This is a genomic window from Pseudomonas sp. St29 (assembly GCF_001547915.1).
GTDB lineage: Bacteria > Pseudomonadota > Gammaproteobacteria > Pseudomonadales > Pseudomonadaceae > Aquipseudomonas.
Map to the genome: position 1 here is coordinate 4,958,465 of NZ_AP014628.1, position 24,362 is coordinate 4,982,826.

Consider the following 24,362-nt stretch of genomic DNA (forward strand, 5'->3'; position numbering starts at 1 on the left):
AGCGGCACTGATGGCCTTGGCAATTTTTGATCTGGACGAAACCCTGATTCACGGCGACTGCGCCACCCTCTGGAGCGAACAGATGGGCCGCCTGGGCTGGGTCGACAGCGAATCGTTCATGCGCCGCAACCATGAACTGATGGACGCCTACAGCCATGGCAAGCTGGCCATGGAGGAGTTCATGGACTTCAGCCTGGAGCCCATGACCGGACGCACGCCGCAAGAAGTCGCACACCTGGTCGAGCCCTGGGTCGAAGAGGTGATCGAACCGATCATCTTCAGCGATGCCTGCAAGGCCATTGCCGCCCATCGCCAGGCCGGCGACCGGATCCTGGTGATCTCGGCCTCGGGCACCCATCTGGTGAAGCCGATAGCGGCCCGCCTGGGCATCGACGAAGTGCTGGGCATCGAGCTGGAAGTGCAGCATGGGGTCTACAGCGGCCGCACCGTTGGCACCCTGACTTACCGCGAAGGCAAGATCACCCGTCTGCTGGAATGGCTGGATGCCGAGGAAGAAAACCTGGAAGGCGCGACCTTCTACTCCGACTCGCGCAACGACCTGCCGTTGCTGCTGCGAGTGGATCATCCGCAAGTGGTGAACCCGGACCCGGTATTGCGTGAGCACGCCGAGAAGGCCGGCTGGCTGATCCATCACTGGAAGTGACCCACCCCCAAGATCCCCGAAGCTGGCTCGTGCAGGAGCTGGCGGCCAGCCAGCAGCCTGTCAGGCCTGACGCCCCCTTCGTCGGCAGGCCTGCTTCTACAGGGTTCAGATCAAGCTGGAGTCGATCACCAGCACCAGCTTGCCCGACACCTTGTTGGTCGCCAGTTCGGCGAAGGCGGCTTCAGCGTCCTGAATCGGGAAGGTCTTGGCCAACTGCGGGCTCAGACGCCCTTCGGTGAACAGCGGCCAGACATTTTGCCCGAGGTCGCTCAGCAGGTCGGCCTTGAACTGCTCGTTGCGGCTGCGCAGGGTCGAGCCCAGCAACTGGATGCGCTTGGCCAGAACCTGGGCCAGGTCCAATTGCGCTTCGCGCCCCCCCATCAAGCCAATCAACACCCAACGTCCATCCACGGCCAGCAATTTGATGTTGTCGGCCGCGTAATTGGCGCCTACCGGATCAAGGACGACATCAAACGGGCCGAAGTCCCGCAGCGCCTCCAGGCCATCGGTGCGTACCACACCGCCCTGGGCCCCCAGGCTTTCGCAATAGGCCAGGCGATCGGCGGAACCGACACTGACCCAACACGGATTGCCGAACGCCTTGCACAATTGAATGGCGGCCGAACCGACACCGCTGGCCCCGGCGTGCAACAGCACCTTCTCCCCGGGCTTGAGCGCCGCCAGTTGGAACAGATTGAGCCAGGCGGTGGCGTAGACCTCGGGCAGTGCCGCCGCCTCGACCAGGGACAGCCCCTCAGGCACCGGCAGCACATGGCGCGCATCCACCACCACTTCCTCGGCCATGCCGCCACCGGCGAGCAGCGCGCACACCCGATCGCCGATCTGCCAGGACGAACCCGGGCCGACTTCGCTGATAATCCCGGAGCACTCCAGGCCCAGGATCGGGCTGGCTCCCGGCGGCGGCGGATAAAGTCCGGCTCGCTGCAGCAGATCGGCACGATTGAGCCCCGCAGCCGCCACACGAATGCGAACTTGCCCTACATCACAGGCCGGACTTGGTTCTTCAACCCACTCCACATGACCTTCAACGCCTTGCAATGCTTTCACAGTGCCTCCATAGTGAGTCTGGACTGAGCCCGGAGCGGTAGCACCGGGCTTTTTGCATTATGCGACCGGCCCTTATGGAACCGGCGACTTCAAAGACGGCCTAATATGCGTTATCAATTGCCCCCGCGTCGAATCAGCATGAAGCATTTGTTCCCCAGCACCGCCCTCGCCCTTTTCATTGGTTTCGGCTTACTGCCGATGTCGACCAATACGTTCGCAGCCAATAGCTGGGACAACCTTCAGCCCGATCGCGATGAGGTAATTGCCAGCCTCAATGTTGTAGAACTGCTCAAACGCCACCATTACAGCAAACCGCCGCTGGACGATGCGCGCTCGGTGATCATCTATGACAGCTACCTGAAGCTGCTGGATCCGTCGCGCAGCTACTTTCTGGCCAGCGACATTGCGGAATTCGACAAATGGAAAACCCAGTTTGACGACTTCCTCAAGAGCGGCGACCTGAACGCCGGGTTCACCATCTACAAGCGTTATCTGGACCGGGTCAAAGCGCGTCTGGACTTCGCCCTCGCGGAACTCAACAAAGGCGTCGACAAGATCGACTTCAACGCCAAGGAAACCTTGCTGATCGACCGCAAGGACGCGCCATGGCTCAAGACCACCGCAGAACTCGACGACCTGTGGCGCAAACGCGTCAAGGACGAAGTGCTGCGGATGAAGATCGCCGGCAAGGATCCCAAGCAGATCCAGGAAACCCTGACCAAGCGCTACAAGAACCAACTGGCGCGCCTGGACCAGACCCGAGCCGAAGATATCTTCCAGGCCTACATCAACACCTTCGCCATGTCCTACGATCCGCACACCAATTATCTGTCGCCGGATAACGCGGAAAACTTCGACATCAACATGAGCCTGTCGCTGGAAGGCATCGGCGCCGTATTGCAGAGCGACAACGACCAGGTCAAGGTCGTGCGCCTGGTGCCGGCAGGCCCGGCGGACAAGACCAAGCAAGTAGCGCCTGCGGACAAGATCATCGGCGTTGCCCAGGGCAACAAGGAAATGGTCGACGTGGTGGGCTGGCGCCTGGACGAAGTGGTCAAGCTGATCCGCGGCCCGAAAGGTACCCTGGTGCGCCTGGAAGTGATCCCGGCAAGCAACGCGCCAAATGATCAGACCAGCAAGATCGTGCCCATCACCCGTGAAGCGGTGAAGCTCGAAGACCAGGCAGTGAAGAAGTCGATCCTCAACCTCAAGCAGGACGGCAAGGACTACAAGCTCGGGGTGATCGAGATCCCGGCCTTCTACCTGGACTTCAAGGCCTTCCGCGCCGGTGATCCGGACTACAAGAGCACCACCCGCGACGTGAAGAAACTGCTGACCGAGTTGCAGAAAGACAAGGTCGACGGTGTCGTCATCGACCTGCGCAACAACGGCGGCGGCTCTCTCCAGGAAGCCACCGAACTGACCAGCCTGTTTATCGACAAGGGCCCGACCGTCCTGGTACGCAACGCCGATGGCCGTGTGGATGTGCTCGAAGACGAAAACCCCGGCGCCTTCTACAAAGGGCCGATGGCGCTGTTGGTCAACCGCCTCTCGGCTTCGGCTTCGGAAATTTTCGCCGGCGCCATGCAGGACTACCACCGCGCACTGATCATCGGTGGCCAGACCTTCGGTAAAGGCACGGTGCAGACCATCCAGCCACTTAACCACGGCGAGCTGAAGCTGACCCTGGCCAAGTTCTACCGGGTTTCCGGACAGAGCACCCAGCATCAAGGCGTGCTGCCGGATATCGGCTACCCATCGATCATCGACACCAAGGAAATCGGCGAAAGCGCCCTGCCTGAAGCCATGCCATGGGACACCATCCGCCCGGCCATCAAGCCCGCCATGGATCCGTTCAAGCCGTTCCTGGCCCAGCTCAAGGCCGAACACGAAAGCCGTTCGGCGAAAGATCCGGAGTTCGTGTTCATCCGCGACAAACTGGCCTTGGCACAGAAACTGATGGCGGAAAAGACCGTCAGCCTCAACGAAGCCGAGCGTCGCGCACAACATGCCGACATCGAAGCCAAGCAACTGGCCCTGGAAAACGCTCGTCGCAAGGCCAAGGGCGAAGAGCCGCTCAAAGAGCTGAAGAAAGAGGACGAAGACGCGCTGGCCGCTGCCGAGCCGGACAAGACCAAGCCGGAAGATGACGCCTACCTGAGTGAAACCGGGCGCATCCTGCTGGACTATCTAAAGCTCAACACCTCGGTGGCCAAGCACTGAAGATGATGGCAATTTAATTCGATCGCTCCCCGGATCGTCATTAAACAGTCATCATTCTGTCGTGAAATAAAGGACCGGGCGCCGCTCTTGAACTGGAGCGGCGCCCGGTCCTTTTTTCATCGACAGAGATCGCCATGACCACGACCGAACAGCTGAGTGCATTGAGTTCAATCCTGGCTCAAAGCGGTTTGCACAGCCTGTTCCAACCGATCATCAGCCTTTCCGAGCGGCGCATCCTGGGTTACGAAGCCTTGAGTCGCGGCCCCTCCAACAGCCCCCTGCACTCCCCTGTCGCCCTGTTTGCGGTGGCACGCCAGGCCGGCCGCCTGAGCGAACTGGAGATCGCCTGCCGCCACAGCGCCTGCAAACGCTTCAGCGAGCAGCAACTGCCCGGCAAACTGTTTCTCAACGTCTCCCCCGAATCCCTGCTGGAAGCGGCCCACCAGCCCGGGCGCACCCTGCAACTGCTGCAGGACTTCGGCATCCCGCCGAGCCAGGTGGTGATCGAACTCACCGAACAGACGCCCATCGACGACTTTCAGCTGCTGCAGAATGCTCTGCATCACTACCGCGACATGGGATTTTCCATCGCCCTGGACGACCTCGGCGCCGGCTATTCAAGCCTGCGCCTGTGGTCCGAGTTGCGACCGGATTATGTGAAGATCGATCGACACTTTATCGATGGCATTCATCAGGACGCGCTCAAACGCGAGTTCGTCGGTTCGATCCTGCAGATAGCCAAGGCTTCTCGCGCCCAGGTCATCGCCGAAGGCATCGAGATGTTCGAGGAGCTGGCGGTGCTCACGGAAATGGGGGTCGATCTGGTCCAGGGCTACTTGCTGTGCCGGCCGCAGGAGCAGCCGCCCCGTGATGCGCGGACGATGATGCCCAAACACGACAACCCCAGCGTGGCGCTCAACGACGAAGGCAGCGATCTCAGCGCCTTGCTCAACGAGCAGCCAGCGGTTGCCCGCAATACGCCCACGGCCAACGTCCTGGAAGCCTTTCGCCGGCAAGCCAACCTCAATTCCCTGGCTGTTCTTGACGAGCAGGGCCAGCCCTGCGGGATCGTTCATCGACATTCACTCTCGGACGCCCTGCTCAAACCCTTCGCCACCGACCTGTTTGCCCGCAAACCCATCAGTCGCCTGATGAACGACGATTTCCTCGCCGTCGAACTCAGCCAATCCCTGCAGCAGGTCAGTCGCCTGATCACCAGTCGCGCACGACAACGCATCGAGGAAGACTTCATCATCACCCTCAACGGCCAGTACCTGGGACTGGGACGGGTCATAGACGTACTCAAGCTGATCACCGAGCTGAAAATCCAGCAGGCTCGCTACGCCAACCCCTTGACCCTGCTGCCGGGCAACGTCCCCATCCAGCAGTGCCTGACGCGCTTGCTACAGCAGGGACGGGAATCGGTGATCTGCTATGTGGATATCGACAGCTTCAAGCCCTTCAACGATATCTACGGTTACGGCCGTGGCGATGAAGTGCTGCTGTGCCTGGCTCAATGCCTGAATGATCGGGTCGATCCCAGCCGCGACTTCGTCGGGCATATCGGCGGCGATGACTTCTTGCTGGTGCTGGGGCCGGAAGACTGGCGCAGGCGCCTGAATCAGCTGCTGGACGACTTCCACAGTCAGTGTCGGCGCTTCTATCGCAGCGAACACCTGGAAGCCGGCTGTTTTGTCGCGCCCAACCGCCAGGGCGTGCGCCAGGAATTTCCCCTGCTATCGCTGTCTATCGGCGTGGTGCACCTGTATTCGGAGGCCTGTGGACAACTGGACTCCAGTCAGCTGGCAGAACTGGCCTCCCAGGCCAAGCATCACGCCAAGAACGTCCAGGGCTACAGCATCCATGTGATCGACAGCCTGGATGCCGCAGCCAGCCTGGGAACGCACTCCCTCAATGAGCCGCTGCGGGATCAGCCGATTGATCGAGCTGCATCAGTTTGAGCTCCGCAAGAGGATGACCGGCCTGCGCCGAAAGCCGCCACCAACGGGCGGCCTCGGCCGCATCGGGCGCCTTGCTGGGCGAGCCGGCCAGACTGATCACACCGAGCTGATAGGCCGCTTTGCCGTCACCCGCCAATGCCGCCAGGCGCAACAGGCGCTGACCTTCCTCACGCGCACCCAGCCCTTGCCCGCGAAAGGTCAGGATATGCCCATAGAAACTCTGCGCAGCGACGTTACCCAGATTGGCCATCCGTGCGAACTGCCCTTCCATCCAACGCCAGATACGGGGTTGACGGATAAACCAGGGCCAATGAAACAAGCGGCGCGCCAGCCAATAACCGAGACGCGCCTTGAGTGGCAGGAACATTCAAGCCTCCGCTGATTCGGGGTATTCGTACTCGAACACACGCACCACCTCCGAGGCGTGCCATGAAGCGGCAGCCACCCCGTCGGAAGGCCCGGAAAAACGTCCCAGGCGCTCGACACACTCGAAGAATCCGGTCCGCGGCAAACGACTGGCGCCCTGGCTGATCACCAATGAGCTGCGCAGCGGCTGTTCGGCCCGGGCATCCAGGGCCGCCAGGTGCTCCAGAGCGGCCGTCAAGGTCTGCATCGCAGGACTGGGCAGTTGCAATCGCTCCAGCAGCGCACGATAGGTTAAAAGGTGACGTTGACGACGGGCTTGATCCAGCTCACCCAACAGCCCATCCCAGTGCTGACGACTGATCCTTACACTCACGATTGCTCCCTCCACCCCGGCACCGTCAATTCCCAGGCCAGGCTGCGGCGAATCGCAGCGTCAGGGTGACGCTCGCCACTTTCAATCAGGGCCAGGTAAGACGGACTGATACCTACTTTGCGGGCCAGCGCCTCGATGGCGATGCCCTTCCCTTCGCGCAGATTGCGTAATTGATCCAGGCCCGGAAGACTCTGGGCCGGTGGCGCTGCCTGAGACGTAGCGCCAGCATGCGATAGTGGTTCGGTGAGGCCTGCGGCTGTCAATAAAGCTTGATACTGAGCCCACGGCAGAACCGCGTATTCGGGCTCGCCATCGCGTTCAATAATCTGAATATCCATTACTACCCCGTAGGACAACGACACTTATCGAGTCGGACTTTTCCTTTGAAGTGTAATCCTAACAGCGGCTGCGGTCGCGGGGAGCATGATTGTTGAACCTGCGAGTCAATCGACTCAATTTTGCCGTGGCCCCTCCAACCGCAGCTGTTCCGGTGTATCCGGCAGACGTTCGACTACCGCCAGCTTTTCCGGCCGCTGCCGGCCACGCCAGGCGCGGAAGGCGCTGAGCTCGTCATCCAGGGTCTTCATCAGCCAGGCCAGCACGGCAATGTCGTCGAGCATGCCGAACACCGGGATGAAATCGGGAATCGCGTCCACCGGACTGAGGAAATACATCAGCCCCGCCACCACCGACAACAAGGACTTGGCACTGATTGCCCGATATTCGCCTCGCCAGTAAGCCAGGCATAACGCCTGGAGCAGGCGCAGGTCCTCTTTGACCTTGCCCAAGCGCCCTCCCTGAATCGCCCCCTTGCTGGCGACAGCGAACAATAGCGTCGGCAAACGACCGCGGCTCAGCAACCGGCCCGCCAAAGGCAGGAAGCGAGCAAAGTTCCAGGGTGTTTTCATCATCACTCCCACTGAAATGTTATCCACACAAATTGTGGATAACCTTGTGAACAGAGCTATTTTTCACGGCTGAAAGCCCCGTCTCACAAGGGCTGAGCTCAGATCGGGCGTTTTTTACTCACATAAAAAAACCCATAATTTCATTGACTTGGCAGCCCTCAACGACTACCCGCAGCTGACAACCCGTTCTGACCACCGGCGAGGCCGCAGGTTCGGATTAATTGCCAGATGAGCCTTGCAGAAACGACAACGCCCCGTAAAACGGGGCGTTGCTTCAGGCGCAAAGACAGGTTACTTGGCGGCGTCCTGCTTGGCTGGATCCTTGATCCCCAGCAGTTCCAACTCGAATACCAGCACCGAGTTGGCCGGGATCGACGGGCTTGGGCTCTGCGCGCCATAAGCCAGATCGCTCGGGATGTACAACTTGTACTTCTCACCTACGTGCATCAGTTGCAGGCCTTCAACCCAACCAGGGATCACGCCGCTGACCGGCAGATCGATCGGGCTGCCACGCTCAACCGAGCTGTCGAACACGGTGCCGTTGGTCAGGGTACCGGTGTAGTGAACGGTGACCACGTCAGTCGGCTTTGGCTGAGCGCCATCGGCCTTCTTCAACACTTCGTACTGCAGGCCGGAAGCGGTGGTGGTCACGCCGGCCTTCTTGCCGTTTTCTTCGAGGAATTTCTTGCCGGCAGCCGCCGACTCTTCGCTCATCTTGGCCATACGCTCTTCAGCACGCTTTTGCAGCGCGGCAAAGGCTTCGACCAGTTCTTCGTCTTTCAGCTTCTGTTCTTTCTTGCCGACGGCATCTTCGATGCCCTGGGCTACGGCTTTGGAATCCAGGTCATCCATGCCTTCCTGAGCCAGGCTCTTGCCCATGTTCAGGCCGATACCGTAGGAAGCTTTTTGCGCCGGGGTTTTCAGCTCTACGCTGGTCTGCGAATCACAACCCGCAAGTACCAGGCTAACCAGGGCCACCGCCGCCGCCAACCGATGCTGTTTCATGCTATTTCCTTGTTCATGCGCCTAAAGGGCAATCGAATAAAGCCGCGAGCTTATCAGGCGACCACGACCAATGGCTACCGGCGTAAGAGTAGTAAATGTCCGATAAGTTCACGTCTTTAAACACGTTTTTGTGCTGTGGAGAACGCCCCGCCCAGGCGGCTGAATGAGGCGCTGGAACGAGCGCGAATAACCATAGCGCAAGTAATAGCTACTTGCCGCGTCAATGACGCTCAGGCATAAGGAAGGCAAATTCGACAAGGACGTACATCTTGCGCCTCATCTACCGTGTATTACTGATAATCGCCGTACTGATCGGCACAGTCCTGGCCGTGGTCCTGTACTACATCGCCAACCCCAAGCTGGCTGAATATGTCCCCGTCGAACAGGTGCACTACCTGGATCAATGGGATGCAGCAGACCGCCAGACCTACTATTTCACCCCCCAAGGCACCCAGGTCAAAGGCCTGCGCTATGAATGGTTTGTTGCCCTGGAACTGCCCTTCTCCGAACAGTCCTTTGCCGCTCCCGAGTACCTGGCACGCTTCGGCTTTCTGGTGGAGCCCGGACAGAAAGCCACAGCGCAGAATCCCGGCAACCTTCCGGTAGGCTTCGCGCGCCACCAAAACCCCGGCAGCCCGGAACAATACCTGGACATCACCTGCGCGGCCTGTCACACCGGCGAACTGCGCTTCAACCATCAGGCCCTGCGGATCGACGGAGGCTCGGCGCAACACGTACTGCCTTCAAGCGTGCCGACCCTGCGCGGCGGCAGCTTCGGCCAGGCGCTGGTGGCCAGCCTTACCGCCACCTACTACAACCCCTGGAAGTTCGAGCGTTTCGCTCGCAAAGTCCTGGGCGACAACTATGAGGCGCAGCACCCGCAACTGCGCAAAGACTTCAAGCGCTCACTGGACAACTTCCTGCAAGTGGCCTGGAACGATACCCACCGCGGCCTTTATCCCACCGAGGAAGGGCCGGGCCGTACCGACGCATTCGGGCGCATCGCCAACGCCAGTTTCGGCGACGCGATTTCCCCAGAGAACTACCGCATCGCCAACGCCCCCGTGGACTACCCGCAACTGTGGGATATCTGGACATTCGACTGGGTACAGTGGAACGGCTCGGCGCAGCAACCCATGGCGCGCAATATCGGCGAAGCCCTAGGCGTCGGCGCGACCCTGAACCTGTTCGACGCCAACGGCCAGCCGCTCACTGGCGAATCACGCTATCCATCCAGCGTGCGGGTTCGTGACCTCAACCTCATCGAAGAAACCTTGCAGCGCCTCAAGCCCCCTGCCTGGCCGGAAACACTGCTGGGCGCCGTCGACAAGCCCCTGGCGGCCAAGGGTCGTGAGCTGTTCGCCCAGCATTGCGCTGGCTGCCATCAGCCGTCGGTGAGCGAGTCCAACGGCCGACCGGTTCAACAGCTGAAAATGCTCCCGGTTTCCGTGATTGGCACCGACCCGAACTCCGCCAGCAATATCGCCGACCTGCGCTATGACCTCAGCGCCCTGCAGTGGGATACCGCCGAGCTGGCAAAATCCAATGTCGAGCTGCACCCGACGCCCACCGAACCGCTGGACCTGCGTCAACTCTCGGCGGCCAAGGGCCTGGCCTACATCACCGCTTTCGTTGAAGAACGCGCCTACCGTGACGCCAAGGTCAGCCCCGAGGAGCGCCCACGACTGGACGGCTACGGCCTGCCAATCGGGGTACGCGAGCTGCGCGCCTACAAGGCCCGCCCGCTGGCCGGGGTCTGGGCAACCCCGCCCTACCTGCACAACGGCTCGGTGCCCAACCTGTATCAACTGCTGTCTCCGCAATCGGAGCGCTCGACGACCTTCTATCGCGGCACCTTCGAGTACGACCCCAAACACCTGGGCTATCGTCCGGAAGCCTTCAAGAACGGTTTTGAATTCGACACCCGCATCAGCGGCAACCACAACAGCGGTCACGAGTTCCGCGCCGGCCAGCGAGGCAACGGGGTTATCGGCCCGCTGCTGCAGCCGGAGGAGCGCTGGGCATTGCTGGAATACCTGAAAGTGCTGGGCGGACCGCTGGAGTCACAACTGCCATGAAACTCGATCTCGCAAGAAAACGACCGTCGCTGCTGGCCAGGCTGTGGCTGCGCCTTGGCGCATTGCTGGGCAGGACGCTGCTACTGCTGCTGGTCATCGGCCTCCTGGCCTGGGCGCTGTCCAGCGCCTGGTTCGCCTGGCAGCACCGCGGTCCGGTGGCGGTACAAGAGCAGATTCCCGCCGATGAGGCCGCGCGCACCCAGGACATCATCCAGACTGCCGTGCGCATCGTCGACCAGCACCGCGAGGGCACCCGCTACCTGCGCGATGCCCATGCCAAGGCCCATGGCTGCGTAAAAGCCGAGGTCCAGGTCCTCAAGGACCTGAGTCCGGAGCTGCGCCAGGGCGTGTTCGCCAATCCTGGCCAGACCTGGCAAGCAACGGTGCGCTTGTCCAATGGCAATGCCTATCCGCAGTTCGACAGCATTCGCGACGCCCGCGGCATGGCAATCAAACTGTTGGAGGTGCCAGGTCAACAGTTGATCCCTGCGGAGTCGGGGCGACGCGAGCAGGACTTCGTGATGTTCAACCATCCGAACTTCTTCGTCAGCGATGTGGCCGAGTATCAGCAAAACATCGCGGCGCAGGCGGACGGCAAGAAAGTCGGTGCCTTCTTTCCTGGCTGGGATCCTCGCCGTTGGCAGATCCGCCACCTGTTCATTGCCCTGGCCACGCTGTCACCGGCACCGGCCAGCCCGACCCAGAGCACTTACTTCTCGGTTTCGCCCTACAAGTTCGGCGATGCCAACGCCAAGTTCCGGGTCATGCCGGACCCTGACAGTTGCCCGGCCTACAGCCTGCCGGCGCAGAATCAGGACCTGCCCAACTTCCTGCGCAGCGCCCTGACCCAGCAACTTTCCACCGATCGGGTTCCGGCCTGCTTCGTCCTGCAGATCCAGCGTCAGAACCCGAGCCGGTTCATGCCGATCGAAGACACCAGCATCGAATGGAAGGAAAGCGACGCCCCCTTTGAAACCGTGGCCCGCTTGACCATTCCAGCCCAGGACTTCGACACCCCGGCGCAGAACCTGGCCTGCGACAACCAATCCTTCAACCCCTGGTTCGGCATCGAAGCCCATCGCCCCATTGGCGGTATCAACCGCTTGCGCAAGGCGGTGTACGAAGCGGTCAGCGACTATCGGCATAGCCGAAACGCCGAGCAGTAAGCCATAAACGAGAAAAGCGGCCCTTGGGCCGCTTTTTTTTCGCACAGGATCTGCACCAAACCAAATCCCAGACAGCAAAAAGCCCGCGTTAGCGGGCTTTCTGTGGTGACTTGGCGTTCAGTGTTCCAAGTTACCGAATATGGCGCAGCGGACGGGACTCGAACCCGCGACCCCCGGCGTGACAGGCCGGTATTCTAACCGACTGAACTACCGCTGCGCGTAGCGTTGAAAGTAAGTGGTGGGTGATGACGGGATCGAACCGCCGACATTCTGCTTGTAAGGCAGACGCTCTCCCAGCTGAGCTAATCACCCTTTACCTTCGTTGCGGGGCGCATTATGCCACAGAAATTCTTAAAGTGTTGATTTAATTGATAAATTTATCAAAAAAATCTGAATTTCCATGATTTGCCGCACTACCCGCCAACTCTTTACAGCAAAAAGCCCGCGTTAGCGGGCTTTCTGTGGTGACCTGGCGTTCAGTGTTCCAGGTTACCGAATATGGCGCAGCGGACGGGACTCGAACCCGCGACCCCCGGCGTGACAGGCCGGTATTCTAACCGACTGAACTACCGCTGCGCGTAACACTGAATGCGAATGGTGGGTGATGACGGGATCGAACCGCCGACATTCTGCTTGTAAGGCAGACGCTCTCCCAGCTGAGCTAATCACCCTTCACGTTCGGTGTGGCGCGCATTCTACGGAGCAGTCCGTACTCTGGCAAGCACTTTTTATAATAATTTTTTCAGGCCTTCCAAAGGCTTAGCGAAGGGTTGGCCTGAGCAGCAGCGAAGAGAATAATGCCCTCCTTTGTATAAAGGAGAGATTCACCCCATGTGGTTCAAAAACCTGCTGATCTATCGCCTGACCCAAGATCTGCCTTTTGATGCTGAGGCGCTGGAAACTGCACTGGCGACCAAACTGGCGCGCCCCTGTGCAAGCCAGGAGTTGACCACTTACGGTTTCGTCGCCCCTTTCGGCAAAGGTGAAGATGCCCCGCTGGTTCACGTCAGCCAGGACTTCATGCTGGTGGCCGCGCGCAAGGAAGAACGCATCCTGCCTGGCAGCGTGGTGCGCGACGCGGTGAAGGAAAAGGTCGAAGAGATCGAAGCCGAACAGATGCGCAAGGTCTACAAGAAGGAGCGCGACCAGATCAAGGATGAAATCATCCAGGCGTTCCTGCCCCGTGCCTTTATCCGTCGCTCTTCGACTTTCGCCGCCATCGCCCCGAAACAGGGTCTGATCCTGGTCAACTCGGCCAGTCCGAAGCGCGCCGAAGACCTGCTCTCCACCCTGCGTGAAGTCCTCGGCACCCTGCCAGTACGTCCGCTGACCGTGAAGATCGCCCCGAGCGCAATCATGACCGACTGGGTCAAGACACAGAAAGCCGCCGACGACTTCTTCGTGCTCGACGAATGCGAGCTGCGCGACACCCACGAGGACGGCGGCATTGTGCGTTGCAAGCGCCAGGACCTGACCGGCGAGGAAATCCAGCTGCACCTGAGCACCGGCAAGGTGGTCACTCAACTGTCCCTGGCCTGGCAGGACAAGCTGTCCTTCATGCTCGACGACAAGATGGTGGTCAAACGCCTGAAGTTCGAAGACCTGCTGCAGGACCAGGCGGAACAGGACGGTGGCGATGAAGCCCTCGGCCAGCAGGACGCCAGCTTCACCCTGATGATGCTGACCTTCGGCGACTTCCTGCCGGCGCTGTTCGAAGCCCTGGGCGGCGAGGAGATTCCGCAAGGCATCTGACGCCTTGTCCGGATAGCCGCTCCGTACCAGACGCCACCGCCTTCGGTGGCGTTTTCACATAACAAGGAACAGGTCATGCGCGCACTGGCTGCACTCAGCCGCTTTGTCGGCAACACCTTCGCTTACTGGGTACTGATCTTCGCCGTCCTGGCATTCTTCCAACCCGGCTGGTTCATCGGCCTCAAGGGCGCCATCGTGCCGCTACTGGGCCTGGTGATGTTCGGCATGGGCCTGACCCTGAAACTCGAAGACTTCGCCGAAGTGGCGCGTCATCCCTGGCGGGTGGCCCTGGGAGTCGTGGCGCATTTCGTGATCATGCCGGGCGTGGCCTGGGTGCTTTGCCAGGCATTTCACCTGCCGCCGGAAATCGCCGTCGGAGTGATTCTCGTCGGCTGCTGCCCAAGCGGCACCTCCTCCAACGTCATGACCTGGCTGGCCCGGGGCGACCTGGCGCTGTCGGTAGCGATTGCCGCGGTGACCACCCTGCTCGCCCCGCTGCTGACCCCGGCGCTGATCTGGTTGCTGGCCTCGGCCTGGCTACCGGTGTCGTTCATGGAGCTGTTCTGGTCGATCCTGCAGGTGGTGCTGCTGCCGATCGTGCTCGGCGTGCTGGCCCAACGCCTGTTGGGCCAGCGGGTGCAGCACGCGGTGGAGGTGTTGCCGCTGGTGTCGGTGGTCAGCATCGTCATCATCGTCACCGCCGTGGTGGCGGCCAGCCAAGCGAAAATCGCCGAATCCGGACTGCTGATCATGGCCGTGGTGATGCTGCACAACAGCTTCGGCTACGTGCTGGGCTACTTCACCGGCCGGGTCTTCAAACTGCCCCTGGCCCAGCGCAAATCCCTGGCGCTGGAGGTCGGCATGCAGAACTCCGGCCTGGGGGCAGCCCTGGCCAGCGCCCATTTTTCGCCCCTGGCGGCGGTGCCCAGCGCCTTGTTCAGCGTCTGGCACAATATTTCCGGGGCGCTGCTCTCTACCTACTTCCGCCGCATGAATGACGAAAGCGAGCAAAAACTGGAAACAAAACAGCTCAGCGACTGAGCGGAAAAACTGATCGCCCAAACAAAACTGGGCAGTATACTGCGCAACGCGAGGACGACCTCGCCACTCGATCGAGTGATTCATTCTGGGGACGACCCCATCCACCGATGAGGTCAGCATGTCCTGGATCATTTTGTTGTTTGCCGGTTTATTCGAAGTAGGCTGGGCCGTCGGCCTGAAGTACACCGACGGTTTCAGCCGTCCGTTGCCCACCGCCCTGACCATCCTCGCCATGGCCATCAGCCTGGGCCTGCTCGGCCTGGCCATGAAGGAGCTGCCCCTGGGCACCGCCTACGCCATCTGGACCGGAGTGGGTGCCATCGGCACGGTTATCGCCGGGATCATCCTGTTCGGCGAATCCATGGCCCTGGTACGCCTGGCCAGCGTGGCGCTGATCATCGCCGGCCTGGTGGGCTTGAAAGTCAGCGCCAGCTGACCGCCACCCCGCAGACATGAAAACGCCCGCAGCATTGCGGGCGTTTTTGTATCCGGCAGAAACTAGCGCCGCGGGCCGCGCAACTGCGCCACCAGGGTCTGCAAGTACGCCGGCTCCGCCGTTTCCACCGCCACTGCCGGCCCGGCCACCAGGGTCACTCGCGACCAGATGCGATGAAAGAAGCCCTTGCTCGGATCGCGGCTGAAGAAACTGCCCCACAAGCCTTGCAGGGCCATGGGAATCACCGGCACCGGGGTTTCTTCGAGAATCCGCGTCAGCCCGCCCTTGAACTCATTGATCTCGCCATCGGCCGTCAGCTTGCCCTCGGGGAAAATGCACACCAGTTCACCATCGCGCAGGTACTGGGCAATCCGCTTGAAGGCCTTTTCGTAGATCTCCAGGTCCTCATGCCGTGCAGCGATAGGAATGGTCCCGGCGGTGCGGAAGATAAAGTTCAGCACGGGCAGGTTGTAGATCTTGTAATACATCACGAAGCGAATCGGCCGACGTACAGCGCCGCCAATCAACAAGGCATCGACGAACGACACGTGGTTGCACACCAGCAACGCCGCCCCTTCATCGGGGATCTGCTCCAGGTTGCGATGCTCGACACGGTACATGGAATGGCTGAGCAGCCAGATCATGAAGCGCATGCTGAATTCCGGCACCACTTTGAAGATGTAGACGTTGACCGCGATATTGAGCAGCGACACCACCAGGAACAGATGAGGAATGGTCAGCTCGACCATGCTCAGCATGACGATGGAAACCAGCGCCGAAACCACCATGAACAACGCATTGAGAATGTTGTTGGCGGCGATCACCCGAGCCCGTTCGTTCTCCGGAGTGCGTGACTGGATCAGCGCATACAGCGGCACTATATAGAAGCCACCGAAGACCCCCAGGCCCAGCACGTCGAACAGCACCCACCAGGCGTGGGCAAAGCCCAGGATTTCGAGCCAGCCATGTCCGCTGGCGCTCTGCGGAATTCCGCCGGAATGCCACCACAGCAACAGACCGAACACCGTCAGGCCAAATGAGCCGAACGGCACCAGGCCGATCTCGACCTTGCGCCCCGAGAGCTTCTCGCACAGCATCGAACCCACCGCGATACCCACCGAGAACACGGTGAGAATCAGGGTCACCACCGTCTCGTCACCGTGCATCCACTCCTTGGCATAGGCCGGAATCTGGGTCAGATAGATCGCCCCGACAAACCAGAACCAGGAATTGCCGACAATGGAGCGCGACACAGCCGGAGTCTGCCCCAGGCCCAGGCGCAAGGTGGCCCAGGACTGGCTGAAGATGTTCCAGTTCAAGCGCATGTCCGGGGTCGCAGCGGCCGCCCGGGGAATGGCCCGGCTGGCCAGGTAGCCCAGCACCGCGACACCGATCATGGCGCTGGAGACAATCGGCGCGTAATGCGCCGAGGACATCATGATCCCGGCGCCAATGGTGCCTGCCAGGATCGCCAGAAATGTGCCCATTTCCACCAGGCCGTTGCCGCCAACCAGTTCCTCTTCGTGCAGGGCCTGGGGCAGGATCGAGTACTTCACCGGCCCGAACAGCGCCGAGTGAGTCCCCATGGCGAACAGCGCCACCAGCATCAGCGACAGGTGATCGAAGGCGAAACCCACCGCCCCCACCACCATGATCGCGATCTCCCCCAGCTTGATCAGGCGGATCAACGCATCCTTGGCGAACTTCTCGCCAAACTGCCCGGCCAGGGCAGAAAACAGAAAGAACGGCAGGATGAACAGCAAGGCACAGAGGTTGACCCAGATCGAGCGATCCCCCTCGATGCTCAGCTTGTAGAGAATGGCCAGAATCAACGACTGCTTGAAGATGTTGTCGTTGAACGCGCCGAGGGATTGCGTGATGAAAAACGGCAGGAACCGCCGCTTGCGGAGCAAGGTGAACTGCGAAGGGTGACTCATCGTCCATGTCCCTGAGTGGCGTGGATACTGTTATTGGAATGTCGAATATCGATCCAGGCCACAACCTTACCTATCTTTGGCGATTATTTCCCCAAGCCCGCAATGCACGGCGAAACAAACAACTCTCCCTTATAGGCGCCCTGCAGCGTGCGCTTGGCCACGATCAGCCACATCACCGCCAATGCCGCCACCAGCACCGCGCCAAACAGACTGAAGAAGCCCAGGTGCAAGGTGCTGCCCAGCTTTAGGGTCGCCAGCGAATACACCCCCAGCGGGAAGGTAAAGCCCCACCAGCCGAGGTTGAAGGGAATGCCCTCACGCAGGTAACGGCGGGTGATCAGCACGGCCATCAACATCCACCACAGGCCAAAACCCCAAAGGGTCAGGCCCGCCACCAACCCCAGGCCGGCGGCAATCTCACCGACGCCGGGCAGGCCATTGGCAGCAAAGATCGCCGGCGCGTCGCCGCCCAGCACCAGCATGCCCAACGCGCCGGTGCCGATCGGCCCCAGGGCCAGCCAGCTGGAGGCGGCCATGCTTTCGTGGGGCAATTTGTGCAAGGCCATGCGCAGTAGCAGGATGGTCAGGATGCTGAAGGCCACCGGCAGCGAGAAAGCCCACAACACGTAACTGGTACTGAGCACCACCCACTGGGCATGGGCATCCGCCAGGTGCGGCGCCAGCAAGCCACCGCTGGCCGCTGCCACTTCGGCCGCCACCACCGGCAGCAACCAGACGGCGGTCATCTGATCGATGCTGTGCTCCTGCCGAGTGAACATCATGTAGGGGATCAACACCCCGCAAGCCAGGGACATGGCCACATCCAGCCACCACAACACTTGCGCCAGATGCACCGCCGCCTCACCCCAGCGTGGAATGCCGAACAGCAGCAAGCCATTGATGAGGGTTGCCAGCCCCATGGGAATGGTGCCGAAAAACATCGATACCGTTGAGTGAGCAAAGATCCGCCGCGCCTCATCGAAGAACAGCACCCAGCGCGCGGTGTACATCGCGGTAAAGAGCAAGAACAGGACGATGGTCAACCACCAGAAGCCTTCGGCCACCTGATGCAGGCCCGGCACCGGGGCCGGCCATTGGGCCAGCGCCAGGGCCAGAACTCCGGTGCCCATGGTGGCGGCGAACCAGTTGGGAGTGAACTGACGAATGGCTTCGCGCGGGTGTTGCAGATGACTCAAGGGCCGGCGGCCGGTTTTGATGCTGTGGGTGCATGGCATGGCGTGTCTCCTGTCCTCTGATGAGGTGGAGCCCATAGTAGAACCGAATCGAATATCTATATAACGGGTAATTTCTCTATCTGTTATCTATTTTACAGATATATAACTAGACGCTACCCGCGGATTCGATCACCAACACCCTGGCAACACCCAGAGGATGAGCCACATGTTCGGTCCCCAGGTCGGCATAAAAAATGTCGCCCACCTCCAGCAGCACTGACTGCTCCAGCCCTTCAAGGCGATAACGCATCTGCACCTGGCCACCCAGCACCACGAATACCTCCTCACCGTCATTGACGTGCCAGCGGTAGGGCTGGTCAGTCCAGTGCAGGCGCGTGGTGATGCCGTTCATGTTGGCGATGTCCAGGGCCGCCCAGGCCCGCTCGCCGGTAAAGTCTGCGCTGCGAATGACCTTCATGCCGACCTCCCTGGCATCCAGGACGCTGAGCGACCCGCGCGGCGGACCGTTACCGGTAAGGTGAAACACCAGCGATGCGCCAGCCGGTCGAACAACCGATGATCAGGCTCAGGGGACATAAGGCACTCCATGGCAACAGGGAACAGGGAACAGGGAACAGGGAACAGGCGCCCATAGTGAACGTGGACGACCCTTTCGCCAACCGACGCACCTGCACTCAGCCCCCCAGGGCAAACCGGCCCATGGACCATCAAGCCTACTGCCGGGCAATCGAGCATTTGCTCAGGCTCCCGGCGCCGCACAGGGCTGCAGGGGACGACGCACCAGCACCAGAAGCGCGCCGAGGGACAACAGGATCAGCAGCGCACCGTAACCATCGGTGGTAGCAATCAGGCCGAAGCGACGGGTCAAGTTTCCCGCCAGCAAGGCCGGCAGGCAGAACGCCAGGTAACTCAAGACATAAAACGCCGACATCAGGCCCGCGCGCTCATGGGGCAAGGCCAGCGGCACCACGCTGCGCAACGCGCCGAGAAAACCGGCACCAAAGCCGCCGCCCAGCACCAGGGTGCCGACAAAAAACACTGTCAGGCTGGCACTGTGCACGGCCCCGAGCAGCAGCATCACCCCCAGCGCCAGCAACCCGGCCCCCAAGCGCAGGACCTTGTCGGCCGGACGCTGGCGCAAGGAAAAGATCATCGCCGCACCACTGAGGGTCAGGACTGCCACCATGGCACCGCCGATCAGGTTCGAAGTGGAGCCGGTGGCGGCGCGAACCAGCGATGGCGCCAGGGACAGATAGAAACCGCCCACCGCCCACACCGCCACATCCACCGGCAACGCCAGCCATAAAGCCCGACGTGCTTGCGGCGGCACATGCAGCCTCGGGCGCAGCGAGGCCCAGGCGCCGGGTTGCGCGCTGACACTTTCCGGCAAGCGCCAGACATACAGGGCCTGAACGCCGAACACCCCCAACAGCAGCCAGTAACTGAGCTGCAGCGGCAGGGGTGCGAACTCCACCAGCAGGCTGGCCCCCATCGCGCCGCAGGCCATGCCCAGCAGGGGCGCCACACTGTTGACCAGCGGGCCCTGGCGACGATCGACATCCAGCAGCGCGGCGCCGAGCACACTGGTGGCCATGCCGGTGGCAAAGCCCTGCATCACGCGCGCGGCAATCAACCATTGCACCCCGCTTTCATTGATGAACAGCAGCATCGCCAGGCAATTGAGCAGCAGGGCGACAAAAATCACCGGCCGCCGTCCCAGGTAGTCCGACAGCGAACCCACGGTCAACAACGCTGCCAACAGGCTCAGGGCATAAACCCCGAACACCAGGGTCAACACCGCCGGAGAAAAATGCAGGGACTCCTGATACAGGTGATACAGCGGTGTCGGCACGCTGGACGCCGCCAGGAAACTCAGCAGGGTAAGGGCCAGAAACACCAGACTGCGACGGCTGGCCCCACAAGCATTGATTGCACCGGACATGAGCACGCTCCACTAAAGCTAATATTTTGCTTTTGCGCAGTGTGCTACCGGCCAGGGCTTAAAGCAAATTCTTTGTGTTAAGGTTCGACCCCATGGCCATTAAAGAAGCTTTACGCCCCGGCGGCCGCAGCGCCCGGGTTCAGGAATCGATCCATACGGCAGTTCGCGAACTCCTTGAAGAACAGGAGCGTTCGACCCTGACCGTGCCACAGATTGCCACTCGCGCCGGTGTCACCCCGTCGACCATCTATCGGCGCTGGGGCGACCTCTCGGCGCTGCTGGCCGATGTCGCCCTGGCGCGCATGCGTCCGGACAGCGAACCGGCGAACACCGGCAGCCTGCGAGGCGACCTGCGCGCCTGGGCCGAGCAGTACCTGGATGAAATGAGCTCGGAACCCGGGCGCAACATGATGCGCGACGTGCAGAGCAGCGCCACGCCAGGCTATTGCGTGACGATCCTCAGCGCTCAACTGCAGACCATCCTCGAACGCTATCGGGACAGTGAAGAACGCCTGCCGAACATCGACCGCCTGCTGAACCTGATCGTGGCCCCGACGGTGTTCCGCATCCTGTTCTCCGCCACCCCGCTGTCGGTGCCGGAACTGCACGCCCTGATCGAGCTGGCCCTCCTGCCCTAGCCTGCGGATACGGCGGCGCGGCCCTGCGACATCAGACCGCGCTGATACCTTGGTCGACACTGACGCCAACGACACATCGTGCCAGACTGTCTGGCCGGGCTGAGGTGCCCGGTGTCTTTGCTCCGGAGTTTCCATGTCGTTGTCCAGCGGGCTGATCGCCGCCGTTGCCCTGGCCTATATGGCCATCATGTTCGCCATCGCTTTCTACGGTGATCGGCGCAGCACGCCCCTGCCGCCACGGGTCAGGGCCTGGGTATACAGCCTGTCGCTGGCCGTCTACTGCACCAGCTGGACCTTCTTCGGCGCGGTCGGCCAGGCCGCCGAGCAGCTCTGGGCCTTCCTGCCGATCTACCTGGGCCCGATCCTGCTGCTGGTACTGGCGCCCTGGGTGCTGCAGAAGATGGTGATGATCAGCAAGCAGGAGAACATCACCTCGATTGCCGACTTCATTGCCGCGCGCTACGGCAAATCCCAATCCCTGGCGGTGGTGGTGGCCTTGATCTGCCTGGTGGGCGTGCTGCCCTACATCGCCCTGCAGCTCAAGGGCATCGTCCTCGGAGTCAACCTGCTGATCGGCGCCGGGGCCGATGCCATGGGCACCCGGGCCCAGGACACGGCGCTGATCGTGTCGCTGATCCTGGCGCTGTTCACCATCGTCTTCGGCACCCGCAACCTGGATGCCACCGAGCACCACCGCGGCATGGTGCTGGCGATTGCCTTCGAGTCACTGGTCAAGCTGTTCGCCTTTCTCGCCGTGGGCGCCTTCGTCACCTTCGGCCTGTATGACGGTTTCGACGACCTGTTCAACCAGGCCATGCTGGCGCCGCGCCTGGAGCAATACTGGAAGGAAACCATCAACTGGCCATCGATGGTGGTCCAGACCGGGGTGGCGATGATGGCGATCATCTGCCTGCCACGGCAGTTCCACGTCACTGTGGTGGAGAACATCGAACCCCAGGACCTGCGCCTGGCCAAATGGGTGTTCCCGGCCTATTTGGCCCTGGCGGCGCTGTTTGTGGTGCCCATTGCCCTGGCCGGACAGATGCTCCTGCCCAGCAGCGTGCTGCCGGACTCGTTCGTCATCAGCCTGCCCCTGGCCCAGGCCCATCCGTCCCTGGCCCTGCTGGCGTTCATCGGCGGCGCTTCGGCCGCCACCGGCATGGTGATCGTGGCCAGCGTGGCGCTGTCGACCATGGTGTCCAACGACATGCTGCTGCCCTGGCTGCTGCGCCACAAGAATGCCGAGCGGCCCTTTGAAGTGTTCCGCCACTGGATGCTCTCGGTCCGCCGGGTCAGCATCGTGGTCATCCTGCTGCTGGCCTATGTCAGCTATCGCCTGCTGGGCTCCACCGCAAGCCTGGCGACCATTGGCCAGATCGCCTTTGCCGCGGTGACCCAACTGGCGCCGGCCATGCTCGGCGCGCTGTACTGGAAGCAGGCCAACCGTCGCGGGGTGTTTGCCGGGCTCGCCGCCGGCACCTTCATCTGGTTCTACACCCTGATCCTGCCCATCGCCGCCCACAGCCTGGGCTGGTCCCTGAGCAGTTTCCCCGGTCTGGCCTGGCTGCACGGCAACCCGCTGAACCTGCCGATCACGCCCCTGACCCAGGGCGTGGTGCTGTCCCTGGCCGGCAACTTCACCCTGTTCGCCTGGGTCTCGGTGCTGTCCCGCACCCGGGTTTCCGAGCACTGGCAGGCCGGACGCTTCATCGGCCAGGAAATCAGCGGCCGCCTCAGCTCGCGCTCCATGCTGGCGGTGCAGATCGATGACCTGCTGAAGCTCGCCGCGCGTTTCGTCGGCGAGGAACGCGCCCGCCAGAGCTTCATTCGCTTCGCCTATCGCCAGGGCAAAGGCTTCAACCCGAATCAAAACGCCGACGGCGAATGGATCGCCCACACCGAACGCCTGCTCGCCGGTGTTCTTGGCGCCTCCTCGACCCGTGCCGTGGTCAAGGCCGCCATCGAAGGCCGGGAGATGCAGCTCGAAGACGTGGTGCGCATCGCCGACGAAGCTTCGGAGGTGCTGCAGTTCAATCGTGCCCTGCTGCAAGGGGCGATCGAAAACATCACCCAGGGCATCAGCGTGGTGGACCAGTCGCTGAAACTGGTGGCCTGGAACCGTCGCTACCTGGAGCTGTTCGATTACCCGGACGGTCTGATCAGCGTCGGCCGGCCGATTGCCGACATCATTCGCCACAATGCCGAACGCGGCCTGTGCGGCCCGGGGGAAGCGGAAGTCCATGTCGCCCGGCGCCTGCACTGGATGCGCCAGGGACGGGCCCATACGTCCGAGCGCCTGTTCCCCAACGGCCGGGTCATCGAGTTGATCGGCAATCCGATGCCCGGCGGCGGCTTCGTCATGAGCTTCACCGACATCACCCCCTTCCGCGAGGCCGAGCAGGCTCTCACCGAGGCCAACGAAGGCCTGGAGCAGCGAGTGGCGGAACGCACCCACGAACTGTCCCAGCTCAACGCCGCCCTGACCGAAGCCAAGGGCACGGCGGAAGCCGCCAACCAGTCCAAGACCCGTTTCCTTGCCGCCGTCAGTCACGACCTGATGCAACCGCTGAACGCGGCAAGGCTGTTCTCCGCCGCCCTCTCCCATCAGGACGACGGACTCTCGCCCGAAGCCCAGCAACTGGTGCAGCACCTGGACAGCTCGCTGCGCTCCGCGGAGGACCTGATCAGCGACCTGCTGGACATCTCGCGCCTGGAGAACGGCAAGATCACCCCTGAACGCAAGCCCTTCGTGCTCAACGAGCTGTTTGACACCCTGGGAGCGGAGTTCAAGGCTCTGGCCCAGGAACAGAACCTGCAGTTCCGGGTGCGCGGCAGTCGCTTGCGGGTCGACAGCGACAGCAAGCTCTTGCGCCGGGTCCTGCAGAACTTCCTCACCAACGCCTTCCGCTACGCCAAGGGGCCGGTGCTGCTGGGGGTACGCCGTCGCGGCGACTCATTGAGCCTGGAAGTCTGGGACCGTGGACCGGGCATCCCCCAGGACAAGCAGCAGGTGATCTTCGAGGAGTTCAAGCGCCTGGACAGTCACCAGACCCGCGCCGAAAAAGGCCTGGGCCTGGGCCTGGCGATTGCCGATGGCCTGTGCCGGGTGCTCGGCCACCCTCTGCAGGTGCGTTCCTGGCCCGGTCGGGGCAGCGTCTTCAGTGTCAGCGTGCCCCTGGCCCGCAGCAGCGCCATTGCCCCGGGCAAGACCGCCGAGCTCAACGGGCAGTCGCTCAATGGCGGGCAAGTGCTCTGCGTGGACAATGAAGACAGCATTCTGATCGGCATGAATAGCCTGTTGACGCGCTGGGGGTGTCAGGTCTGGACCGCGCGCAACCGCGAGGAGTGCGCGGCGCTGCTCAAGGACGGCATCCGTCCACAATTGGCGCTGGTGGACTACCACCTGGACGATGGCGAAACCGGCACCGACGTCATGGCCTGGCTACGCACTCAGTTGGGGGAGCCGGTGCCTGGCGTGGTGATCAGTGCCGATGGACGTCCGGAGATGGTCGCCCAGGTGCACGCGGCGGGGCTGGATTATCTGGCCAAGCCGGTTAAACCGGCGGCCTTGCGCGCCCTGTTGAGCCGGCATCTGCCACTGGGCTGAG

The 24,362-nt window shown here is 61.8% G+C and carries 20 protein-coding genes and 4 tRNA genes; 10 read left to right on the forward strand and 14 right to left on the reverse strand.

Annotated features, from left to right (window positions below; genetic code table 11):
* The first annotated feature begins 10 nt into the window (after nucleotides 1–10).
* Nucleotides 11–664, forward strand: coding sequence for an HAD family hydrolase (locus PST29_RS21805; RefSeq protein ID WP_060840512.1), 654 nt, complete (start codon nucleotides 11–13; stop codon nucleotides 662–664).
* A 105-nt stretch (nucleotides 665–769) separates the two neighbouring features.
* Here the strand turns inward: PST29_RS21805 and PST29_RS21810 are convergent, their stop codons facing one another.
* A complete protein-coding gene (locus PST29_RS21810; protein WP_060840513.1) occupies nucleotides 770–1,732 on the reverse strand; it encodes an NAD(P)H-quinone oxidoreductase in 963 nt (320 codons plus the stop codon).
* 138 nt (nucleotides 1,733–1,870) lie between these two features.
* On the opposite strand from PST29_RS21810, the gene PST29_RS21815 reads away from it, so the two are divergent.
* Both PST29_RS21815 and PST29_RS21820 read left to right on the forward strand, forming a co-directional pair.
* Nucleotides 1,871–3,955 carry a carboxy terminal-processing peptidase gene (locus PST29_RS21815; protein WP_164990745.1) on the forward strand — a complete coding sequence of 695 codons (2,085 nt, stop codon included), beginning with the start codon at nucleotides 1,871–1,873 and terminating at the stop codon, nucleotides 3,953–3,955.
* 134 nt (nucleotides 3,956–4,089) lie between these two features.
* Nucleotides 4,090–5,916: a bifunctional diguanylate cyclase/phosphodiesterase gene (locus tag PST29_RS21820; RefSeq protein WP_060844336.1), complete on the forward strand. Its 1,827-nt coding sequence runs from the start codon at nucleotides 4,090–4,092 to the stop codon at nucleotides 5,914–5,916.
* On the opposite strand, the gene PST29_RS21825 is transcribed toward PST29_RS21820, so the two are convergent.
* From PST29_RS21825 to PST29_RS21845, 5 genes are all read right to left on the reverse strand, one after another.
* Nucleotides 5,867–6,283 carry a sel1 repeat family protein gene (locus PST29_RS21825; RefSeq protein ID WP_060840516.1) on the reverse strand — a complete coding sequence of 139 codons (417 nt, stop codon included), beginning with the start codon at nucleotides 6,281–6,283 and terminating at the stop codon, nucleotides 5,867–5,869. The two genes, PST29_RS21820 and PST29_RS21825, sit on opposite strands and share 50 nt — an antisense overlap.
* On the reverse strand, nucleotides 6,284–6,655 hold the full coding sequence (locus PST29_RS21830) for a hypothetical protein (protein WP_003179080.1): 372 nt from the start codon (nucleotides 6,653–6,655) through the stop codon (nucleotides 6,284–6,286).
* The gene (locus tag PST29_RS21835; protein WP_060845168.1) at nucleotides 6,652–6,993 is read right to left on the reverse strand and encodes a helix-turn-helix domain-containing protein; all 342 of its coding nucleotides are present in this window, start codon (nucleotides 6,991–6,993) and stop codon (nucleotides 6,652–6,654) included. The genes PST29_RS21830 and PST29_RS21835 overlap by 4 nt, the downstream gene beginning before the upstream one ends.
* A gap of 114 nt (nucleotides 6,994–7,107) precedes the next feature.
* Entirely contained in the window at nucleotides 7,108–7,563 is a 456-nt protein-coding gene (locus tag PST29_RS21840; RefSeq protein ID WP_060844337.1) for a YkvA family protein, read from the reverse strand.
* Nucleotides 7,564–7,854: 291 nt separating this feature from the next.
* Nucleotides 7,855–8,568: an FKBP-type peptidyl-prolyl cis-trans isomerase gene (locus PST29_RS21845; RefSeq protein WP_016963891.1), complete on the reverse strand. Its 714-nt coding sequence runs from the start codon at nucleotides 8,566–8,568 to the stop codon at nucleotides 7,855–7,857.
* A gap of 269 nt (nucleotides 8,569–8,837) precedes the next feature.
* On the opposite strand from PST29_RS21845, the gene PST29_RS21850 reads away from it, so the two are divergent.
* Both PST29_RS21850 and PST29_RS21855 read left to right on the forward strand, forming a co-directional pair.
* A complete protein-coding gene (locus PST29_RS21850; RefSeq protein ID WP_060844338.1) occupies nucleotides 8,838–10,646 on the forward strand; it encodes a di-heme-cytochrome C peroxidase in 1,809 nt (602 codons plus the stop codon).
* Nucleotides 10,643–11,812: a catalase family protein gene (locus tag PST29_RS21855; RefSeq protein WP_060844339.1), complete on the forward strand. Its 1,170-nt coding sequence runs from the start codon at nucleotides 10,643–10,645 to the stop codon at nucleotides 11,810–11,812. Before PST29_RS21850 ends, PST29_RS21855 begins: the two co-directional genes overlap by 4 nt.
* Before the next feature lie 140 nt (nucleotides 11,813–11,952).
* Here PST29_RS21855 and PST29_RS21860 read toward each other — a convergent pair.
* From PST29_RS21860 to PST29_RS21875, 4 genes are all read right to left on the reverse strand, one after another.
* Nucleotides 11,953–12,029: transfer RNA gene (locus PST29_RS21860), tRNA-Asp, on the reverse strand.
* A gap of 19 nt (nucleotides 12,030–12,048) precedes the next feature.
* A tRNA-Val gene (locus tag PST29_RS21865) sits at nucleotides 12,049–12,124 on the reverse strand.
* A 187-nt stretch (nucleotides 12,125–12,311) separates the two neighbouring features.
* Nucleotides 12,312–12,388, reverse strand: a tRNA-Asp gene (locus PST29_RS21870).
* Nucleotides 12,389–12,407: 19 nt separating this feature from the next.
* A tRNA-Val gene (locus PST29_RS21875) sits at nucleotides 12,408–12,483 on the reverse strand.
* A gap of 160 nt (nucleotides 12,484–12,643) precedes the next feature.
* On the opposite strand from PST29_RS21875, the gene rdgC reads away from it, so the two are divergent.
* The 3 genes from rdgC to sugE all read left to right on the forward strand — a co-directional run bounded on the left by rdgC (nucleotide 12,644) and on the right by sugE (nucleotide 15,041).
* Nucleotides 12,644–13,564, forward strand: coding sequence for a recombination-associated protein RdgC (gene rdgC, locus PST29_RS21880; RefSeq protein ID WP_016967448.1), 921 nt, complete (start codon nucleotides 12,644–12,646; stop codon nucleotides 13,562–13,564).
* Between the two features lie 75 nt (nucleotides 13,565–13,639).
* Nucleotides 13,640–14,605 carry a bile acid:sodium symporter family protein gene (locus PST29_RS21885; protein ID WP_060844340.1) on the forward strand — a complete coding sequence of 322 codons (966 nt, stop codon included), beginning with the start codon at nucleotides 13,640–13,642 and terminating at the stop codon, nucleotides 14,603–14,605.
* A gap of 118 nt (nucleotides 14,606–14,723) precedes the next feature.
* Entirely contained in the window at nucleotides 14,724–15,041 is a 318-nt protein-coding gene (gene sugE, locus PST29_RS21890; protein ID WP_016967450.1) for a quaternary ammonium compound efflux SMR transporter SugE, read from the forward strand.
* A gap of 62 nt (nucleotides 15,042–15,103) precedes the next feature.
* Here sugE and PST29_RS21895 read toward each other — a convergent pair whose 3' ends face one another.
* The 4 genes from PST29_RS21895 to PST29_RS21910 all read right to left on the reverse strand — a co-directional run bounded on the left by PST29_RS21895 (nucleotide 15,104) and on the right by PST29_RS21910 (nucleotide 20,116).
* On the reverse strand, nucleotides 15,104–16,978 hold the full coding sequence (locus PST29_RS21895; RefSeq protein WP_060844341.1) for an MFS transporter: 1,875 nt from the start codon (nucleotides 16,976–16,978) through the stop codon (nucleotides 15,104–15,106).
* 83 nt (nucleotides 16,979–17,061) lie between these two features.
* Entirely contained in the window at nucleotides 17,062–18,213 is a 1,152-nt protein-coding gene (locus PST29_RS21900) for a TDT family transporter (RefSeq protein ID WP_060840522.1), read from the reverse strand.
* A 106-nt stretch (nucleotides 18,214–18,319) separates the two neighbouring features.
* Entirely contained in the window at nucleotides 18,320–18,631 is a 312-nt protein-coding gene (locus PST29_RS21905) for a cupin domain-containing protein (RefSeq protein ID WP_060844342.1), read from the reverse strand.
* A 282-nt stretch (nucleotides 18,632–18,913) separates the two neighbouring features.
* Nucleotides 18,914–20,116: an MFS transporter gene (locus PST29_RS21910; RefSeq protein WP_060844343.1), complete on the reverse strand. Its 1,203-nt coding sequence runs from the start codon at nucleotides 20,114–20,116 to the stop codon at nucleotides 18,914–18,916.
* A 92-nt stretch (nucleotides 20,117–20,208) separates the two neighbouring features.
* Between PST29_RS21910 and PST29_RS21915 the strand changes: the two genes are divergently transcribed.
* Together PST29_RS21915 and PST29_RS21920 are read left to right on the forward strand one after the other, a co-directional pair.
* Complete coding sequence (locus PST29_RS21915) at nucleotides 20,209–20,754, forward strand: TetR/AcrR family transcriptional regulator (protein WP_060844344.1); 546 nt, start codon at nucleotides 20,209–20,211, stop codon at nucleotides 20,752–20,754.
* Between the two features lie 133 nt (nucleotides 20,755–20,887).
* Nucleotides 20,888–24,361, forward strand: coding sequence for a hybrid sensor histidine kinase/response regulator (locus PST29_RS21920; RefSeq protein WP_060844345.1), 3,474 nt, complete (start codon nucleotides 20,888–20,890; stop codon nucleotides 24,359–24,361).
* The last annotated feature ends 1 nt before the right edge of the window (nucleotide 24,362 follow it).

Bases quoted from the DNA above. Each gene is read 5' to 3' on its own strand.
- PST29_RS21885 (WP_060844340.1), top strand. From the start codon at position 13,640: ATGCGCGCACTGGCTGCACTCAGCCGCTTTGTCGGCAACACCTTCGCT.
- PST29_RS21840 (WP_060844337.1), bottom strand. From the start codon at position 7,563: ATGAAAACACCCTGGAACTTTGCTCGCTTCCTGCCTTTGGCGGGCCGG.
- PST29_RS21910 (WP_060844343.1), bottom strand. From the start codon at position 20,116: ATGTCCGGTGCAATCAATGCTTGTGGGGCCAGCCGTCGCAGTCTGGTG.
- sugE (WP_016967450.1), top strand. From the start codon at position 14,724: ATGTCCTGGATCATTTTGTTGTTTGCCGGTTTATTCGAAGTAGGCTGG.
- PST29_RS21895 (WP_060844341.1), bottom strand. From the start codon at position 16,978: ATGAGTCACCCTTCGCAGTTCACCTTGCTCCGCAAGCGGCGGTTCCTG.
- PST29_RS21805 (WP_060840512.1), top strand. From the start codon at position 11: ATGGCCTTGGCAATTTTTGATCTGGACGAAACCCTGATTCACGGCGAC.
- PST29_RS21835 (WP_060845168.1), bottom strand. From the start codon at position 6,993: ATGGATATTCAGATTATTGAACGCGATGGCGAGCCCGAATACGCGGTT.
- PST29_RS21900 (WP_060840522.1), bottom strand. From the start codon at position 18,213: ATGCCATGCACCCACAGCATCAAAACCGGCCGCCGGCCCTTGAGTCAT.
- rdgC (WP_016967448.1), top strand. From the start codon at position 12,644: ATGTGGTTCAAAAACCTGCTGATCTATCGCCTGACCCAAGATCTGCCT.
- PST29_RS21845 (WP_016963891.1), bottom strand. From the start codon at position 8,568: ATGAAACAGCATCGGTTGGCGGCGGCGGTGGCCCTGGTTAGCCTGGTA.
- PST29_RS21815 (WP_164990745.1), top strand. From the start codon at position 1,871: ATGAAGCATTTGTTCCCCAGCACCGCCCTCGCCCTTTTCATTGGTTTC.
- PST29_RS21915 (WP_060844344.1), top strand. From the start codon at position 20,209: ATGGCCATTAAAGAAGCTTTACGCCCCGGCGGCCGCAGCGCCCGGGTT.
- PST29_RS21905 (WP_060844342.1), bottom strand. From the start codon at position 18,631: ATGAAGGTCATTCGCAGCGCAGACTTTACCGGCGAGCGGGCCTGGGCG.
- PST29_RS21855 (WP_060844339.1), top strand. From the start codon at position 10,643: ATGAAACTCGATCTCGCAAGAAAACGACCGTCGCTGCTGGCCAGGCTG.
- PST29_RS21825 (WP_060840516.1), bottom strand. From the start codon at position 6,283: ATGTTCCTGCCACTCAAGGCGCGTCTCGGTTATTGGCTGGCGCGCCGC.
- PST29_RS21820 (WP_060844336.1), top strand. From the start codon at position 4,090: ATGACCACGACCGAACAGCTGAGTGCATTGAGTTCAATCCTGGCTCAA.
- PST29_RS21920 (WP_060844345.1), top strand. From the start codon at position 20,888: ATGTCGTTGTCCAGCGGGCTGATCGCCGCCGTTGCCCTGGCCTATATG.